Origin of the sequence: Nocardioides immobilis, assembly GCF_003515065.1 — a bacterium.
Lineage (GTDB): Bacteria > Actinomycetota > Actinomycetes > Propionibacteriales > Nocardioidaceae > Nocardioides > Nocardioides immobilis.
Genome location: NZ_QXGH01000013.1, coordinates 124,931 through 141,938 on the forward strand (window position 1 = coordinate 124,931; position 17,008 = coordinate 141,938).

General features: G+C 71.2%; 15 protein-coding genes. 11 read left to right on the forward strand and 4 right to left on the reverse strand.

What is annotated here, in order from left to right; all coding sequences use genetic code 11:
- Positions 1-40 precede the first annotated feature (40 nt).
- Together D0Z08_RS09405 and D0Z08_RS09410 are read left to right on the forward strand one after the other, a co-directional pair.
- Positions 41-2,599 (forward strand): hypothetical protein, encoded by a 2,559-nt coding sequence (locus D0Z08_RS09405; protein ID WP_118924957.1) that lies wholly within the window; start codon positions 41-43, stop codon positions 2,597-2,599.
- Positions 2,600-2,792: 193 nt separating this feature from the next.
- The gene (locus D0Z08_RS09410; protein WP_182481246.1) at positions 2,793-5,882 is read left to right on the forward strand and encodes a (Fe-S)-binding protein; all 3,090 of its coding nucleotides are present in this window, start codon (positions 2,793-2,795) and stop codon (positions 5,880-5,882) included.
- A 79-nt stretch (positions 5,883-5,961) separates the two neighbouring features.
- Here the strand turns inward: D0Z08_RS09410 and D0Z08_RS09415 are convergent, their stop codons facing one another.
- From D0Z08_RS09415 to D0Z08_RS09430, 4 genes are read right to left on the reverse strand one after another with little or no spacing between them, the layout of a single operon-like run.
- The gene (locus D0Z08_RS09415; RefSeq protein WP_118924961.1) at positions 5,962-6,630 is read right to left on the reverse strand and encodes a response regulator transcription factor; all 669 of its coding nucleotides are present in this window, start codon (positions 6,628-6,630) and stop codon (positions 5,962-5,964) included.
- Positions 6,627-7,706, reverse strand: coding sequence for a sensor histidine kinase (locus D0Z08_RS09420; protein ID WP_147381380.1), 1,080 nt, complete (start codon positions 7,704-7,706; stop codon positions 6,627-6,629). Before D0Z08_RS09420 ends, D0Z08_RS09415 begins: the two co-directional genes overlap by 4 nt.
- Positions 7,707-7,733: 27 nt before the next feature.
- A complete protein-coding gene (locus tag D0Z08_RS09425) occupies positions 7,734-8,531 on the reverse strand; it encodes an ABC transporter permease (RefSeq protein WP_118924965.1) in 798 nt (265 codons plus the stop codon).
- Positions 8,528-9,529: an ABC transporter ATP-binding protein gene (locus tag D0Z08_RS09430; RefSeq protein WP_182481247.1), complete on the reverse strand. Its 1,002-nt coding sequence runs from the start codon at positions 9,527-9,529 to the stop codon at positions 8,528-8,530. The genes D0Z08_RS09425 and D0Z08_RS09430 overlap by 4 nt, the downstream gene beginning before the upstream one ends.
- 117 nt (positions 9,530-9,646) lie before the next feature.
- On the opposite strand from D0Z08_RS09430, the gene D0Z08_RS09435 reads away from it, so the two are divergent.
- The 9 genes from D0Z08_RS09435 to D0Z08_RS33375 all read left to right on the forward strand — a co-directional run bounded on the left by D0Z08_RS09435 (position 9,647) and on the right by D0Z08_RS33375 (position 16,901).
- Positions 9,647-10,462 (forward strand): helix-turn-helix transcriptional regulator, encoded by an 816-nt coding sequence (locus D0Z08_RS09435; RefSeq protein WP_118924967.1) that lies wholly within the window; start codon positions 9,647-9,649, stop codon positions 10,460-10,462.
- A 50-nt stretch (positions 10,463-10,512) separates the two neighbouring features.
- The gene (locus D0Z08_RS33365) at positions 10,513-11,046 is read left to right on the forward strand and encodes an AMP-binding protein (RefSeq protein ID WP_281271714.1); all 534 of its coding nucleotides are present in this window, start codon (positions 10,513-10,515) and stop codon (positions 11,044-11,046) included.
- Positions 11,047-11,066: 20 nt separating this feature from the next.
- Positions 11,067-12,131 carry an AMP-binding protein gene (locus D0Z08_RS33370; RefSeq protein WP_281271720.1) on the forward strand — a complete coding sequence of 355 codons (1,065 nt, stop codon included), beginning with the start codon at positions 11,067-11,069 and terminating at the stop codon, positions 12,129-12,131.
- A gap of 43 nt (positions 12,132-12,174) precedes the next feature.
- Positions 12,175-13,836, forward strand: coding sequence for a DUF885 domain-containing protein (locus D0Z08_RS09445; protein ID WP_118924969.1), 1,662 nt, complete (start codon positions 12,175-12,177; stop codon positions 13,834-13,836).
- Positions 13,837-13,905: 69 nt separating this feature from the next.
- Positions 13,906-14,379 (forward strand): sigma factor, encoded by a 474-nt coding sequence (locus D0Z08_RS09450; protein WP_118924971.1) that lies wholly within the window; start codon positions 13,906-13,908, stop codon positions 14,377-14,379.
- Positions 14,380-14,384: 5 nt separating this feature from the next.
- On the forward strand, positions 14,385-15,239 hold the full coding sequence (locus tag D0Z08_RS33710; RefSeq protein ID WP_425454048.1) for a hypothetical protein: 855 nt from the start codon (positions 14,385-14,387) through the stop codon (positions 15,237-15,239).
- Between the two features lie 49 nt (positions 15,240-15,288).
- Positions 15,289-15,828, forward strand: coding sequence for a pilus assembly protein HicB (locus tag D0Z08_RS09460; protein ID WP_118925099.1), 540 nt, complete (start codon positions 15,289-15,291; stop codon positions 15,826-15,828).
- Positions 15,829-15,859: 31 nt separating this feature from the next.
- A complete protein-coding gene (locus tag D0Z08_RS09465) occupies positions 15,860-16,678 on the forward strand; it encodes a DUF4097 family beta strand repeat-containing protein (protein WP_182481248.1) in 819 nt (272 codons plus the stop codon).
- A gap of 88 nt (positions 16,679-16,766) precedes the next feature.
- On the forward strand, positions 16,767-16,901 hold the full coding sequence (locus D0Z08_RS33375; protein WP_281271715.1) for a hypothetical protein: 135 nt from the start codon (positions 16,767-16,769) through the stop codon (positions 16,899-16,901).
- Positions 16,902-17,008 lie beyond the last annotated feature (107 nt).

The window sequence follows — 17,008 nt, forward strand, 5'->3', positions numbered from 1 at the left end:
GACGACCGCCTCAGACGCAGCATCAGGGCAGGGGACCGGCGTGGAGCGCAAGCAGTCGATGCGGATCGGACTGGCAGCGGTGGCCGCGGCCGCGGTGGTCGCGACGGCGATGTCGGTGCCGGGTGGCGGCAGTGGCCGCGCCCTCGACCTGGCCGCGGCGGCCGAGGCCGACAAGAGCGCGCTCGGCGTGCCCCACGAGGACCCGCCCGGCACGCCTCCGCACCGCCACGACGACCCGCGCACCAAGAACCTGATCTCCCGGGCCGGCTTCGAGGAGGGGACGGTCGACCCGACCACCGCCGAGCAGCGGCGGGCCGCGGCGTCGTACGTCGAGCGCGAGCGAGCGCTGCGCGACCCCATCCTGAAGCCGGTGTCGGTCTACCCGGAGCACGCCGACGTGCCGGAGACCCGGTTCGCGATGGCCGGCGCCTGCTACACGCTGCAGGCACCGTCGGGGGCCTACGTCGTCCGGAGCGGCACGGAGGTCAGCCTCGCGCCGGTCGCGGCCACGGACGCGGCGCCGTTCTACTTCAAGGCGACCCGCCTCGGCGGCTACCTGCTGCACACCAGCGACGGCGTGCTCGCCAGCCGCAACGGCGTCGTCGAGGTCGTCGCCGAGCCGAGCCCCGCCGCGGACTGGACGGTCAGCCGCAACAGCGTGGGCCGGTTCGGCTTCCGCTCGCTGGCCGGGGACGCCCTCGCCGCATCCGGTGACGACCTGGTGGGCGGCGACCGGGTGTCGGCGTACCGGCTGCGGCTCGCGACCGACGGCTGTGCGGCCTATCCCGAGGCCGACATCGGCATCACCGGCGACCCGTACGGCGGGACGAGCTCCTTCCAGGAGGTCCGCGGGTACGTCGACGCGCACACCCACGGCATGGCGTTCGAGTTCCTCGGCGGCAGGGTGCACTGCGGTCGGCCGTGGCACCAGTACGGCGCGCCGTACGCCCTGGTCGACTGCCCGGACCACACCCTGACCCAGGGCAACGGCGCGATCCTCGAGTCCTTCCTGTCCGGTGAGCTCTCCCACGACCCGGTCGGCTGGCCGACCTTCAAGGACTGGCCCGCGCCGGAGTCCCTGACCCACGAGGGCACCTACTGGCGGTGGCTCGAGCGGGCCTGGCGCGGCGGGCAGCGGCTGTTCGTGAACCTGCTGGTCGAGAACAACAAGCTCTGCCAGCTCTACCCGCTCAAGCGCAACTCCTGCGACGACATGGACTCGATCCGCCTGCAGGCGCGCGACATGTACGAGATGCAGGACTACATCGACGCCCAGTTCGGTGGCCCGGGTCAGGGCTTCTACCGGATCGTGCGGACGCCGTTCGAGGCGCGCCAGGTCATCAACGCCGGGAAGATGGCCGTGGTGATGGGCATCGAGACCAGCATCCCGTTCGGGTGCACGGTCAAGATCGTCCTCGGCCGTGACCAACCCGCGTGCGACGAGGCCGAGATCGACGCCAACCTGGCCGAGATGCACACGCTCGGCGTCCGGCAGATGGAGCTGGTCAACAAGTTCGACAACGCGCTGTCCGGTGTCGCGGGCGACGAGGGCGAGGTCGGGCTGTTCGTCAACTCGGCCAACTTCCTCGAGACGGCGACGTTCTGGCAGATGGAGCACTGCGAGCCGGCCGACGGCGTCAGCCACGACAAGAACCAGACCACGCTGCCGACCCTGCCCGAGCAGGACGCGATCTTCGGGGCGATCTTCTCGCTCTTCGGTGGCGCGATCGCGCTGCCGCAGCTGCCGGTCTACCCGCCGCCCGCCCACTGCAACAAGCGTGGGCTGACCGACCTCGGCGAGCACCTGATCCGTTCCCTCGCCGAGCGGCACATGATCTTCGACCCCGATCACATGAGCGTGAAGGCGCGGCAGTCGTCGATGGACCTCATCGAGGAGCTGGACTACCCCGGCGTGATCTCGAGCCACTCGTGGTCGACGCCCGACACCTACCCGCGGATCTACCGGGCCGGCGGGTTCATCACGCCGTACGCCGGTGACTCGACGGGGTTCGTCGAGAAGTGGCGACGCCACATCGAGTGGGCGGACCCCCGCTACTACTGGGGCATCGGGTTCGGCGCGGACATCAACGGCCTCGGCGCGCAGGGCAGTCCGCGAGGTGCGGACGTGCCCAACCCGGTCAGATACCCGTTCACGGGGCTGGGTGGGGTCGAGGTCGACAAGCAGCGCGCCGGCGAGCGGGTGTGGGACATCAACGTCGACGGCGTCGCGCAGTACGGCCTGTATCCCGACTGGGTCCAGGACCTCGGGATGGTCGCCGACGCGCAGCAGGGTGACGGCGACCTGATCCGCGACGACATGGCGCGCGGCACCGAGGCCTACCTCCAGATGTGGGAGCGCGCGACCGGCATCGCGCCGGACTCGTGCCGCAACGCCGGCCTGCGGAAGCCCGTCGCCAAGGTCGAGAGCGTGATCGAGCCCGGGCTGACGACCGTCCAGGTCATGCGCCGGGTCGGACAGCCGTTCCGCCGCCTCGGCCGGTGGTACGGCGTGTGCGCGAAGACCGCCGACGACCCGAGGGTGATGGTGAACATCGAGTTCGACGCGACAGGGAGGGTCATCCGGGTGCAGACTCCGTAGTCCTGGGAGTGCCCCGCGGCGCTGCCCGGGGGCTGATACCCACGCGAGTGAGGTGATCCTCACGCCGACAGCCAGGTTACTTGCGGGTAAGATCCACGCCTTGGGCGGCTCGCCCCGGATCTGACCAACGGATGCGCGATTCCGTAGTCTGACCCCGATTTCCCCAAGCTTTGGAGTGACGACGTTGGACGGAATGACCCTCACGCTCATCGTTGGCTTGCTGCTCAACGCGATCATCCTGCCGCTGGCGGCCAAGCGGGTGTGGTTCCTCTACCGGCTGGTCTCCCACGGTCAGCCGGCGCCGGAGCGCCTCGAGAACATCACCAAGCGGACCGCAGGCGCCATCGGCGGCCAGCTGCGTGAGGTGCTCGGCCAGCGACGGCTGCTGAAGTGGACGATCCCCGGCATCGCGCACTCCTTTGTGATGTACGCGTTCCTGATCCTCGGGACCGTCTACGTCGAGGCGTACGGCGTACTGCTCTCGCGCAACCCCGACTGGCACTTCCTCGGCATCGGCACCTGGGGCCCGCTGGGCTTCCTGCAGGACCTGATCGCGGTGCTGTGCCTGGTCGGTCTGGTCACCTTCTACTTCATCCGGGTGCGCAACCAGCCCGAGAAGATGGGCCGCAAGTCCCGGTTCTCCGGCTCACACCTGGGCGGCGCGTACCTCGTGCTGTTCATGATCTTCAACGTCATCTGGACGATGTTCCTGTTCCGCGGCGCGGTCGCGGCACGGGTGATCCACGAGGGCACCGACGACGGCTACGGCAAGGCGGCGTTCGTCTCCTTCCTGCTCGGCAAGGTCCTGCCCGACAGCACCTTCCTGATCGGCCTCGGCCTGATCCTGCACATCGGCATCATGCTGGTGTTCCTCATCGACGTGCTCCACTCCAAGCACCTCCACATCTTCGTGGCGCCGCTGAACGTCATGTTCAAGCGTCCCGACGCGGCCTCGTTCGGCGACAGCGAGAACAAGACCTCGGTCGCGCTCGGCGCCGTGAAGCCGATGATGAACGAGGGCAAGCCGGTCACGCTCGACGACGTCGACGACCTCGACGAGGACGCCACGCTCGGCATCGGCAGCATCAACGACTTCTCCTGGAAGGGCGTTCTCGACTTCGCGTCCTGTACCGAGTGTGGCCGCTGTCAGTCGCAGTGCCCGGCGTGGAACACCGAGAAGCCGCTCTCTCCGAAGATGCTGATCATGAACCTGCGGGACCACGCGTTCGCCGCGGCGCCGTACAACCTGGCTGCCGAGGACAAGCGCGCCGGTCTCGACCCGGCCGTGATCGCCGAGGCGGAGCGGCCCCTGGTGGGCGAGACCGAGGGCGTCGCGTGGGAGCCCGAGGGCGGCGCGATCATCGACACCGACGTGCTGTGGTCGTGCACGAACTGTGGTGCGTGCGTCAACCAGTGCCCCGTCGACATCGAGCACGTCGACCACATCACCGACATGCGCCGCTACCAGGTGCTCGTCGAGTCGAACTTCCCGTCCGAGCTCAACGGCCTCTTCCGTGGTCTCGAGAACAACGGCAACCCGTGGAACATGTCGCCGCGGGGCCGGATGGACTGGGCCAAGGACCTGCCGTTCGACGTGAAGGTCGTCGGCGAGACGATCGAGTCGCTCGACGAGGTCGACTGGCTGTTCTGGGTCGGCTGCGCGGGTGCCTACGAGGACCGCGCCAAGAAGACCACGCGGGCCGTCGCCGAGCTGCTCGACCTGGCCGACGTCTCCTTCGGTGTCCTCGGCAACGGCGAGACCTGCACCGGTGACTCCGCCCGACGGGCCGGCAACGAGTTCGTGTTCCAGGGCCTCGCCCAGCAGAACATCGAGACGCTCAAGGAGGCGAAGGCCAAGCAGGTCGTCTCCACGTGTCCGCACTGCATGAACACGCTCAAGAACGAGTACAAGGAGCTCGGCATCGAGCTCGAGGTCATCCACCACACGCAGCTGCTCAACCGGCTGGTCCGTGAGGGCAAGCTGACCCCGGTCGGGACCGGCGACGGCGCCCACCAGCGCAAGATCACCTACCACGACCCGTGCTTCCTCGGTCGCCACAACCAGGTCTACACGCCCCCGCGGGAGCTGCTGCAGATCATGCCGGGCGCCGAGGTCACGGAGATGGAGCGCAGCGGCGAGAAGTCCTTCTGCTGCGGTGCCGGTGGTGCGCGGATGTGGATGGAAGAGACCATCGGCGAGCGGATCAACGTCAACCGGACCAACGAGGCCGTCGAGACCGGCGCGGACCAGATCGCGGTGGGCTGCCCGTTCTGCCGGGTCATGCTCGCCGACGGTCTGACCGAGGCCCAGGACAACGGCAGCGCCCGGGCGGAGGTCGAGGTCCTCGACGTCGCGCAGATGCTGCTCGCGTCGGTGAAGGGCGAGGTCGCCACCAAGCTCAAGCCGGGCGAGGGTGTGAAGGTCGGCGCCACCGCCAAGAAGGCGGACACGTCGGCCGAGCCCGTCGAGGCCGCGGCTGCCGCGCCTGCGGCCGCCGGGTCGTCGCTCTTCGACGCCCCCGCCGAGGCGCCGGCTGCGAAGGCCGAGCCGGCCGGGGGGTCGTTGTTCGACGAGGCGCCGGCTGCGAAGGCCGAGCCGGCCGGGGGGTCGTTGTTCGACGAGGCGCCGGCTGCGAAGGCCGAGCCGGCCGGGGGGTCGTTGTTCGACGAGGCGCCGGCTGCTCCTGCTGAGCCGGCTGCCAAGGCCGAGCCGGCGAAGCCGGCCTCCGGCGGGTCGCTGTTCGACGAGGGTGGTTCGCTCTTCGACACGCCTGCCGAGGCCGCGCCTGCGGCGCCGGCCGAGGCGAAGTCCGAGCCGAAGGCGCAGCCGGCGTCGGCGAAGGCCGCGCCGGCCTCGGGCGGGTTCGACACCGGTGGGTCGCTCTTCGATGCTGTCGACTCCGCTCCGGCGGAGGAGAAGCCGGCCGCCGCTGAGCCGGCGCCGGCCGCGAAGGCGGAGCCCGCTGAGGCTCCGGCTGCCGAGGAGGCACCTGCTCAGGCCGACCTGAGTGGCTCGCTGTTCGACATCGTCGACTCGGCTCCGGCCCCGACCGCAGAACCTCCGATGTGGGACCCGTCGGCCGAGGATCCCACTGCGAAGAAGGCTCCTGCCGCGAAGGAGGAGCCCGCCGCTGAGGAGGAGCCTGCCGCGGAGGAGGAGCCTGCTGCTGAGGAGAAGAAGCCCGCAGCGCCGGCACCCGCCGCCCCGGCATCGTCGGGCGAGAAGAACGAGCCTCGCACGGATGCCAACATCAACGAGGCTGGATCGCTCTTCGACCTCTGACCAGCCTCTGAGCACTGGGTCGTGTGCCTGAGAACCCCGATATCGGCGGTCTCAGGCACACGACTGCTTTTCGGGTCGGTCAGCGCCCCCGGCCGGGCCGCACCAGTCCGTGGTCGAAGGCGAACACGACGGCGGCGGCGCGGTCCCGCAGGTCCAGCTTGGCGAAGATGTGCCCGATGTGGGTCTTGACCGTGCCCTCGCCGAGCACCAGCTCCGCGGCGATCTCGGCGTTGCTGAGCCCTTGCCCGATCAGCGCCAGCACCTCCCGCTCGCGCGGGGTGAGCAGGTCGGTCTCGGGTCCGGGGAGCACGGGCGACGGTCCGTCGCGATAGGCGGACAGCACCCGCCCTGTGACCGCCGGGTCGAGCCACGACCCGCCCTCGGCCACGGTCCGTACCGCTCGCTGGAGGTCCTCGGCAGGCACGCCCTTGAGCAGGAACCCCGCCGCGCCCGCGCGCAGCGCGCCGGCGAGGATCTCCTCGTCCTCGAAGGTCGTGAGGACGAGTACCGGCGGTGCCGCGGGGCTGTCCCGCAGCAGGGCGGTCGCGGCGACGCCGTCGACTCCCGGCATCCGCACGTCCATCACGACCACGTCGGGCGAGAGCTCGGCGACGGCTTCGACCACTCCGGCGCCGCTGGCGAGCTCGCCGACGATCTCGAAGCCGAACCGGGCACGGAGGATGCCCCGCAGCCCGGTGCGCACCAGCTCCTGGTCGTCGACGAGCAGCACCTTCACGACATCGGTCACCGGGGCATCCTCGCCCTCACGGTCCAGCCCTCGTCGTGCGGACCCGCGACGAGCTCGCCCCCGACCGCACTCGCCCGCTCCTGCATGCCGCGGATGCCCATCCCGGCGCCGGCACCAGGCCTCGGCACGCCCCCGTTGCGCACGACGATGGTGACGACGCCGCCGCTGTCGCCTCCGGCGACCGTGACCGGCTCGCCCGGGGCGTGCTTCGTGGCGTTGGTGAGCGCCTCCTGCACGATCCGGTAGGCCGCGAGTCCCCGGGCCGGCCCGAGCGTGGTGAGGCCGCCGTCGAGGTCCAGGTCCACCTCGACACCCGCCCGGCGGAACGACTCGACGAGCGCGGGGATGTCGGCGGCGCCGGGCATCGGGGCCGTCTCGCCGGAGGCATCGGTCCGCATCAGGCCGACCGTCGCCCGTACCTCCTCGAGGCTGGTCCGAGCGAGCCGCTCCGCCTCCTCGAGCGCCTGCCGCGCCTCGTCGGGATCCTCGTCGAGCGCGAGCCGGGCGCTGCTGATGTGGAGCAGCGAGACGGTCAGGGCGTGCCCGATGACGTCGTGCACCTCGCCCGCGATCCTGCTCCGCTCCTCCGCCCGGCTGCGCTCGGCCAGCTGGTGCTGCGCCGCTTCGAGCTGTACGACGGTCTCCCGCAGCCGGTGCGCGAACACGCACGCGACGAGGGTGAACGCCGTACCGACGACCCACGCCGTCCACCCCGGCTCGTCCCGCTGCTGGAGCCACTCGGCAGCGATCCCGAGTCCGAGTGCGCCGCCGGTGACGACCGTGACCGGGAGCGCCGAGGTGAGGGCGACCCAGCCGGCGATGACGCAGAAGCCCATCCAGGCCAGGTTCGCCGAGTTGCCGTGCCCGAGCACGACCAGCCCGGCGGCAGTGGCGAGCAGCGCGATCGCGAGCGGCCACGAGACCAGTCCCCGCCAGGCGACCAGCGCGGCGAGACCCGCGATCGCGGCGGTGACCGTGAGTCCGAGCGGAAGTGCGCGGTCGCCCATGAGCGCGCCGACCGCGGCGAACAGCGCGAGCATCACCGGAGCGATGACTCGCGCTGGTCGGTCCGTCATGACCACGAGGTTAGAGCCCCCTGCCCGCTACAGAGCCGTCCGGCGCGCGGCCAGCGTGGTTGCGACGACGGCGATCGCGAAGGTGGCGAGCAGCGGTCCGGTCCCGTTGCCGATCCCGAGCCACGGCTCCCGGATCGCGTCGTTGGCGAGGGCCAGCGGCAGTCGCTCGGAGATCTCGCGCAACGGCTCCGACATCACCGCCGGGGGCGGACCGCCGACGCCGAGCAGGAACGACGGGAAGAAGAGCATCAGGCCGACGGCTTGCGCGGCGCGGGCGGACGGCAGCAGGGTGCCGAGCAGGACGCCGATGCTGATGAACGCGACCGACGCCACGACGATGCCTGCGGCGACCCGCGCCGGGTCCTCGACGTCCGGGAGGCCGTAGACGGGCGCGGCGACCGCCAGCAGCAGCGGCCCGGCGATGGCGATCGCCCCGAGCCCCATCGCGAGCTCCGCAAGGGAGAACGACCAGCGCGGGAAGCCCGATGCCGCGAACCGGCGCAGCACCCCGCGCTCGCGGTAGGTCGCGATGTGCACCGGCAGCATGATCAGGCCGGTGGCGCCGATGACGACGGTGAAGTACGACGCGACGTACCAGTGCGACGGGTTCACCGGGAACACCTCGTCCGGCTCGGTGCCGAACGAGCCGCCGATGATGAGCATCGAGACGATCGGGAACGCGAGCACGAAGGTCAGCGTGAGCGGGTCCCGGGTCAGCAGCCGCAGCTCGGCCGCGAGCAGGCGGCGGGTGACGGAGCGGCGGCGGGGCTGCTCCGCCTCGGAGGTGGCGACAGCGGCGGGACGGGTGGCGGCGACGGTCATCATGCGGCCCTTCCGGGAGTGGAGTCGAGGAGGGTGAGCAGGGCCGACTCGAGGTCGGGTACGTCGACGCGCAGGTCGGCCGGGATCGAGCGCCCGGTGCCGACCAGCCACGCGCCGACATGGGCGATCGCCGTACGGTCGCCGCGAACGGCGACCTGGCCGCGGTCCCGCGTCACGCCGGCAACCCCCGGCAGGCGGTTGAGGGCCTGGAGGGCATCGGCAGTGCCGTGGGTCTCGTGACGGTCGCCAGACCGACCTCCTCGACCATCGAGGGCGTCGGCCAGGGCGAACCGGACGACCACCTCGCGGGCGTGCCGGGCGACCAGCTCGGCGGGAGTGCCCTGGTCGAGGACCTGGCCGTCGCTCATCGCGACCACCCGCTCGCAGAGCGCCTCGGCCTCGTCGAGCTCGTGGGTGACGAGGAGGACGGTGGTGCCGGCGTCGCGCAGCTGCGCCACGGCCGACCACACCTCGCGGCGCGCCGCGGGGTCGAGCCCCTGGGTCAGCTCGTCGAGGATCACCAGCCGGGCCCGGTTGAGCAGAGCCAGCACGAGGAACAGCCGCTGCCGCTCGCCACCGCTCAGTCCGGCGTACGGCGACCGCCGCTTGCCGGCGAGCCCGAACTGCTCGAGCAGCGCGCCCGTGTCGGTGGCTTGCGGGCCGGCGAAGAGGGTGACGGCCTCGGCGACGCGGAGCCGGTCCGGCAACCCGGAGCTCTGCAGCTGGCTGCCGATCTGCGGCCGGAGCCGGTCCGCGTCGTGGAAGGGGTCGAGGCCGAGCACCCGGATCTCGCCGGCGTCGGGGCGGCGCAGGCCCTGGAGGCACTCGACGGTCGTGGTCTTGCCGGCACCGTTGGCGCCGATCAGGCCGAGCACCTCGCCGGCCTGCACCTCGAGGTCGAGGCGATCGACGACGGTGCGGCCGCCGTACGACTTGGTGAGGCCGCGGACGGTGACGACCGGGTCGACGGGCTCGAAGGGGTGGAGGTCAGTGATGGTCATGCGTCCATCTCATCCGCCGCGACCCGACCTCCACATCGACCGGGAGGCAGAACCCCACCTCTGTCTGCGGACAGACACGGCCCTGCCGGAACCGCCCGGAAGTCGTATCGTCGGCCCATGGACAGCGACCGGACCGCCCCGTTGTGGGACGAGGCGCTGCGTCGGTTGCGTGCTGAGTCTGCGGTGTCGGTCGGGTTCGGTGGCGCTGTCGAAGGCACGACCGTGCGGATCCGCCACCTCGCCGGGGCGCGCACCGAGCTGCTGCGTGGGCTGCCCATCATGGCGGGGCGTGGGCTCGGCGGCCGCGCTTGGCGCGAGGTGCGGACGCTCGGCGTGGACGACTACCGGTCGGCCACCGACATCTCCCACCACTACGACCGGCCGGTCGCCGCCGAGGGGTTGCGCGCCGTGGTGGCCGCGCCCGTCGTCGCGGCCGGAACGGTCCGAGGCGTGCTGTACGCCGGCGTGCGCGAGGCGATCCACCACGGGGATCGACTCCTGGACGCGGTCACCAGGTCGAGCCGGTGGCTGGCCGGCGAGCTCGCTGTCGAGGCCGAGGTGGAGCGACGCACCGCAGTGCGCACGGCGCGCCTGCAACGACTCGAGGCGGCTGCGGGCGAGCAGCTGCGGCTCGCGCACGCCGGGCTGCGGGAGCTCTACGGCACCGTCGCCGACCCCGAGGTCAAGCGCCGCCTCGGTGACCTGCTCGAGACCTTGACGCCCGGCACCCCTGACGCACCGGTGCTGAGCCGTCGCGAGCTCGACGTGCTCACCCAGGTCGCCACGGGAGCGACGTACGGCGAGGTGGCGGCGCGCCTGGGCCTGACCGCCTCCACGGTGAAGTCCTACATGCGCGACGTGCTGGTCCGGCTCGACGCACACTCCCGCCACGAAGCGGTCGTGGTCGCGAGGCGCCGCGGGCTCATCCCCTGACCCCCCATCGGGGGGTGGGCACCCGGCCGGGGCCGGAGCACCATGGAGGGGTGACAGAGTCCTACGCAACCGGCGAGACCACGACGCCCCTGCTCGACGAGACCATCGGCGCGCGCCTGGAGCGCACGGTCGCAGCCCGGCCCGACGGCGAGGCGCTGGTCGAGGTCGCCACGGGGCGGCGCTGGACGTGGCGGGAGCTCAACCACGTCGTCGACGAGATCGCGCGGGGGCTGATCGCCTACGGGATCGAGGCAGGCGACCGGGTCGGGATCTGGGCGCCGAACTGCGCGGAGTGGACGATCGTGCAGTTCGCGACCGCGAAGATCGGCGCCGTCCTGGTGAACATCAACCCGGCCTATCGCACGCACGAGCTCGGCTACGCGCTGAACCAGTCGGGTGTGCGGTTGCTGCTCGCAGCCAGCAGCTTCAAGACCAGTGACTACCGCGCGATGGTCGAGGAGACCGCGTCGGACTGTCCGGCCCTCGAGCGGACGATCTACGTCGACACCGACGACTGGGAGGTGCTCGTCACTGCCGGACAGGAGATGGCAGCGGATGTCGTCGACCGCCGCGCCCATACCTGAGCCCGGCCGACCCGATCAACATCCAGTACACGTCGGGCACCACGGGCTTCCCCAAGGGCGCGACGCTCAGCCACCGCAACATCCTCAACAACGGGTTCTTCGTGACCGAGCTGATCGGCTTCACCGAAGCGGACCGGCTCTGCATCCCGGTGCCCTTCTACCACTGCTTCGGCATGGTGATGGGCAACCTCGGCTGCGTCACCCACGGCGCAACCATGGTGATCCCGGCGCCCGGCTTCGACCCGGCGATCACCCTGCAGACCATCCAGGACGAGCGCTGCACCGGGGTCTACGGCGTGCCGACGATGTTCATCGCCATGCAGAACCACCCCGACTTCGCGTCGTACGACCTGTCCTCGCTGCGCACCGGGATCATGGCCGGCGCCGTCTGCCCGGTCGAGGTGATGAAGCGGTGCGTCAACGACATGCACATGACCGAGGTGTCCATCGCCTACGGCATGACCGAGACGTCGCCGGTGTCCTGCCAGACCCGCAGCGACGACGACCTCGAGCGGCGTACGGCGACGATCGGGCGGGCAGCACCGCACGTCGAGATCAAGATCGTGGACCCGGTGACCGGCGAGACCGTCGAGCGCGGGGAGACCGGGGAGTTCTGCACCCGCGGCTACTCGGTGATGCTCGGCTACTGGCAGGAGGAGGAGAAGACCGCCGAGGCGATCGATGCCGAGGGCTGGATGCACACCGGCGACCTTGCCGTGATGCGTGAGGACGGCTACTGCAACATCGTCGGCCGGATCAAGGACATGGTGATCCGCGGCGGCGAGAACATCTACCCCCGCGAGATCGAGGAGTTCCTCTACGGGCACCCCGACATCGAGGACGTCCAGGTGATCGGTGTCCCGGACGAGAAGTACGGCGAGGAGCTCTGCGCCTGGGTCAAGCTGCGTGCGGGCGCCCAGCCGCTCGACGCCGACGCGGTGCAAGAGTTCGCGACCGGGAAGCTCGCCCACTACAAGATCCCCCGCTACGTGATGGTGGTCGACGAGTTCCCGATGACCGTGACCGGCAAGGTCCGCAAGGTGCAGATGCGGGAGGAGTCGGCGAAGGCACTCGGGCTCGCCTGAATCTGGCGCGACGTCGGCTGGCGCCGTCCGGTAGGAATGGCGCGTGGACTCCATCTCCGGCCTCGCCGACGAATACCAGCAGTTCCGCTACCGCCAGAACCCGATGTGGGCGCACATGACGGGGGAGTACTCCGTCGCCGGCACCTACACCGACGTGAGCGCCGCCGGCGAGGAGGCAGCGGTTGCCGAGGCGCGGGAGTTCGCCGCCCGGGCGGAGGCGATCGCCGACGACGGGCTCGACGAGCAGGAACGGCTGTCGCGGTCGATGCTGGTCTGGGACGCGACGTCGACGGCCGAGCTCGGCGCCCTGCGCTCGGCGGAGTACGGCGCCAACCCGATCTTCGGGGCGCAGGCCTCGCTCGGGATGTTCCTGCCGAAGCTGTCGATCCCCACCCCTGAGGTGGCGGACGCGATGGTCGACAAGCTGCGCGGCGTCGCGTCCTACTTCACCGACCTCGCCGACCGGCACCGCGACGGCGTCGCCGCCGGCCGCACGCCGGCCGCGTTCGCGGCCGCCGACACGATCCAGCAGCTCGACGAGTGGCTCACCTCCCCGGTGGGCGAGGACCGGCTGCTCCGGATCGCGGCCACGCCGGACGGAGTCGACCGCGACGCCCTGGTCGCCCAGCTGCAGAAGGTGGTCGAGGACGAGGTCCGGCCGGCGTTGGCGACGTACCGGGCGGTGCTCTTCGACGATGTGATGCCCTCCGCCCGCGCGGACGAGAAGGTCGGCCTGCTGCACGTGCCCGGAGGTGAGGAGGCCTACGCGACGCTCACCCGCTACTACACGACCACCGACCTGACGCCGCAGGAGATCCACGAGATCGGGCTCGAGCAGGTGGCCGAGCTGGAGCGCCAGTACGCCGAGCTCGGGCCCGCCGTCGTCGGTACGGACGACGTGCCGGCGATCCTCGCGGCACTGCGCGACGACCCGGCGCTGCACCACACCGATGCCGACGACATCGTGGAGGCGTCGAAGGCCGCGATGGTCAAGGCGCGCGGCGTGATGGGGGACTGGTTCGGCCGGCTTCCGCAGTCGGACTGCGAGGTGGAGCCGACCACGAGCGGCGCGATCGCGTACTACTTCCGGCCCGCCATGGACGGCAGCCGGGGCGGCGTCTTCTTCATGAACGTGTCCGACCCCGAGGGGTGGGGGCGCTACGAGATCGAGTCCACGTCGTACCACGAGGGCATCCCGGGGCACCATCTCCAGATCGCGATCGCCCAGGAGCTCGACGACATCCCGGACTTCCGCAAGACCGCCTTCGTGACCGCCTACAGCGAGGGCTGGGGCCTCTACAGCGAGCGGCTCGCCGACGAGATGGGCCTCTACGGCTCCGCGCTGGACCGGATGGGCATGCTCGCCGCCGACTCGATGCGTGCCTGCCGGCTCGTCGTCGACACCGGCCTGCACGCCCTCGGCTGGACCCGCCAGCAGGCGATCGAATACCTGCTCGCGAACTCGGAGAAGTCGGTGGGCCACGCCACCGCCGAGATCGACCGGTACGCCGTCACGCCCGGCCAGGCGCTCTCCTACATGATCGGCCGGCTCGAGATCCTCCGGATCCGCGAGGCCGCGCAGCAGCGGCAGGGCGACCGGTTCGACATCAAGGCCTTCCACGACGCGGTGCTCGAGTCGGGTGCCCTGCCGCTGTCGGTGCTGTCCGACCACGTGGCACGCCGCCTCGCCAAACTAACCGGTTAGTTAGCGGAACCGGACGCGGGGGCTCGCCGGTCTCTAGGGTGACCCGGAGACCAGGAGCCCGCCGCCAACATGGACTTCACGACGTACGTCGCTGAGCGCCGCACCCGCCTCGTGCGGACCGCGGTGCTGCTGGGCTGTCCGCGGGCGGACGCGGAGGACATCGTCCAGGCGGCGTTGTTGAAGTGCTACGGCTCGTGGCGGCGGGTCGCTCGTGCCGACCATCCCGATGCCTATGTGCACCGGGTGCTGGTCGCCACGCTCGCCGACGCCCGTGCCCGGCGCTGGAACGGCGAGCTGCCGACCGAGACCCTGCCCGACGAGGCGCAGGCAAACGACGCCGATCACCCTGACCGGCCTGCCCGAGCCGAGGTCCCGCCGCTGGCCGGTGCTCGCCGCAGCCGCCGCGGTGGTGCTCGCGATCGGCGCGGGGATCCTCGTCGCCCAGCAGCTCGGCGACGACCCCCAGCCGGCGCCGCCGCCCGCGAACACCGACCGGGAGCCCAGTCGCGCTGCTCCAAGCCCGGGGCGTCACCGTCGAGGTAGTTCGCGTGGACCGCTGCGACCAGCCGCGGGGCTACGTGCTCAGCACAGAACCCAGCGCGGGCACGCGCCTCGAGTCCGGTGAGGACGTGTTCGTGAGGGTCACGGGCGGCCCGCCGCCGGCCGCGCGGTGCGTGGAGCCGACGGGCACGTGGCAGCAGGTGTTCGACCTCGTCCGGTTCGCGCGCGGCCTTGGCCCGACGCCTGATCTTGCCGGGGACGTCGCGCTCTCTGTCGGTGAGGACAGCCCCGTTCGCCTTTCGCCCGCCGAGGCGGAGGATCCGGACAACTGGGTCATCTGCGGCGACGACCAGTGCCACTCCGCCCTGGCGGCTCTCGAGGAGACCCTGACTGCACCGCGGCGGTTCCTCGCCGTGGACGAGGGCTCCCCTCGGCTGTGCCGGTTCGCCGAGGCACCGGGCGACCAGGCGCTGAGCGAACACGGTCCGTCCTACGTCTACGGCGACGAGCCGACCGATGGAGTCTTCTGCCCACCGCTGCCCGTCCTCCAGGTCGGGTGGACGGGGGACTGGCGGATTGCCAGCATCCGGCTACGACCTCCTCACGCTGACTGGAGCCGACGCCGCGAGCAACGAGGGTTGGCGTCTTCCCTGCCCGCGCTTCATGTCGGCACCCTGCCCCGAGTCCGCCGTGCAGATCCTCCGACGATACGAGGGCACGACGGTGCGGGTGCCGCTGCCGACCCGTTCGTGCTTCCACGGCAAGGGGCGGGTGTCGGCGGACCTCGCAACTCTGGCGCCGAACCATCTCGTGCGCGTCGATCGCCCCGGCACCAGGCCCTGCCGCGACACCTCGCTGATCGAGCTCTTGTGCCCGCGCCCGACAGTAGTGACGCCATCTGACGCCAAAGATGGCTTGACATGACGTCACCATGACGTCATCATGGTGCGCATGGACATCACCCCGTACGTCGACAGCCTGCGGCGCGATCTGCTCGCAGCTGCCGAGAGCGCGGGCGAGGAGGCGCGGCAGACCGCCGAGCGCCTCGGCTACGCCCTCGACCCGTCCGCCCGGCTCGCCCTGATGGAGGCGATCAGCCAGGCCGCCTCCGAGATCACCGCAGCGATGCCGGCCGGCAGCGTCGACGTACGGCTCGACGGCCGCGACCTCGACTTCGTCGTCCAGGCCCCGCCAGCCACCGCTCCCGCCCCGCCGCTTCCCCCTCCGCCGCCCGCCCCGCCGGCCCCCGGCGACGTCGAGGAGGGACTGGCGCGGATCACGCTGCGGATCCCCGACTCGGTGAAGACCAAGGCCGAGGACGCCGCGGCCGCCGCCGGTCAGTCCCTCAACACCTGGCTGGTCAACCTGGTGCGCTCAGCGACCAGCGACCGCGCCATCCATGTCGACGTGGACCTGTCCAGCCTGCCCTTCGGTGGCGACTTCCCGTTCGGCGGGAAGCGCGGCAACCGGCGCGTCACAGGCTGGCTCTGACCTCCCCTCCCTTCGACCCAGGAGCAACCTCATGACCGACTTCACCTTCGACACCCCCGAACCCGTCCAGCTCTACGTCGAGAACGGCAGCGGCGGCATCGATGTCACCGCCGCCGACGTCGCCCAGACCGAGGTGCGGATCGAGGGCAAGCACGCCGACCAGGTCCAGGTCGTCCACGACCGCGGCCATGTGAGCGTGATCGCCCCGAAGACCCGCGGGCTCTTCGGCGACCAGAAGCTCGACATGGACATCGTGGTGCCGACCGACAGCTCCGTCGTCGCGAAGAGCGGCAGCGCCGATGTCCGGGTCTCGGGCCAGGTCGCGGCCGTCAAGGTCAAGTCCGGCTCCGGAGACGTCAGCCTCGAGCGCGTGACGGGCTCGGGCTCGATCGACACCGGCTCCGGCGACGTCGCCCTGGTCGAGGCCGCCGGCGAGCTGCGGGTGCGCAGCGGGTCGGGCGACATCGCCGCCGAGATCCTTGCGGCCGCCACCTCGATCTCGACCGGATCCGGTGACATCCGGGTGGAGCGCGCTGCCGGTCCGGTCGTGGTCAAGACCGGCTCCGGCGACCTCGACATCGCCCACGCCGAGGCCGACGTGACGATGACGACCGGCTCCGGCGACACCCTCATCCGGCAGGCCTCACGCGGCCGGATCACCAGCAAGGGCGCCTCCGGCGACGTCCGGATCGGCGTACCCGTCGGCACTCCCGTGTGGACCGACATCAGCACCGTGACCGGCACCGTCAGCTCCGGGTTGGAGGGGGTCGGCGAGCCCGAGCCGGGCGCCGACTTCGTCGAGGTCCGCGCCAACACCGTGTCCGGTGACGTCCACCTCGTCCCCGCCTGAGCAAGCCCGATCAGGCAGCCGCCACTGTCGGTGGCGAATGCTTGAGTAGGACTGACGACCACGAGTCCCGCGAGAGGAGGAACCGACGATGATCGAACCGACGACAGAGCTCCGCGTGCGTCAGGAGATCGCCGAGCGGATCGCCCGAGCCGACCGACGCAGGGTCGCCGCCCGGACCAGGGCCAGCCGCCGCGCCCGGCGCGCGGGCCTCGACTCGCTCTGACCGATCCCGCGGATGTCCCGACAATCCGGGCCGCGCTCATGGCAAGGTCTGCCCAGGTCTGATAACCCGGTGTCTGCGACGCAGCGGATCGATAACCGCGCACCTGA

Bases quoted from the DNA above. Each gene is read 5' to 3' on its own strand.
- D0Z08_RS09435 (WP_118924967.1), top strand. From the start codon at position 9,647: ATGGACAGCGACCGGACCGCCCCGTTGTGGGACGAGGCGCTGCGTCGG.
- D0Z08_RS09425 (WP_118924965.1), bottom strand. From the start codon at position 8,531: ATGATGACCGTCGCCGCCACCCGTCCCGCCGCTGTCGCCACCTCCGAG.
- D0Z08_RS09430 (WP_182481247.1), bottom strand. From the start codon at position 9,529: ATGACCATCACTGACCTCCACCCCTTCGAGCCCGTCGACCCGGTCGTC.
- D0Z08_RS09450 (WP_118924971.1), top strand. From the start codon at position 13,906: ATGGACTTCACGACGTACGTCGCTGAGCGCCGCACCCGCCTCGTGCGG.
- D0Z08_RS09420 (WP_147381380.1), bottom strand. From the start codon at position 7,706: ATGACGGACCGACCAGCGCGAGTCATCGCTCCGGTGATGCTCGCGCTG.
- D0Z08_RS33375 (WP_281271715.1), top strand. From the start codon at position 16,767: ATGATCGAACCGACGACAGAGCTCCGCGTGCGTCAGGAGATCGCCGAG.
- D0Z08_RS09460 (WP_118925099.1), top strand. From the start codon at position 15,289: ATGGACATCACCCCGTACGTCGACAGCCTGCGGCGCGATCTGCTCGCA.
- D0Z08_RS09465 (WP_182481248.1), top strand. From the start codon at position 15,860: ATGACCGACTTCACCTTCGACACCCCCGAACCCGTCCAGCTCTACGTC.
- D0Z08_RS09410 (WP_182481246.1), top strand. From the start codon at position 2,793: ATGACCCTCACGCTCATCGTTGGCTTGCTGCTCAACGCGATCATCCTG.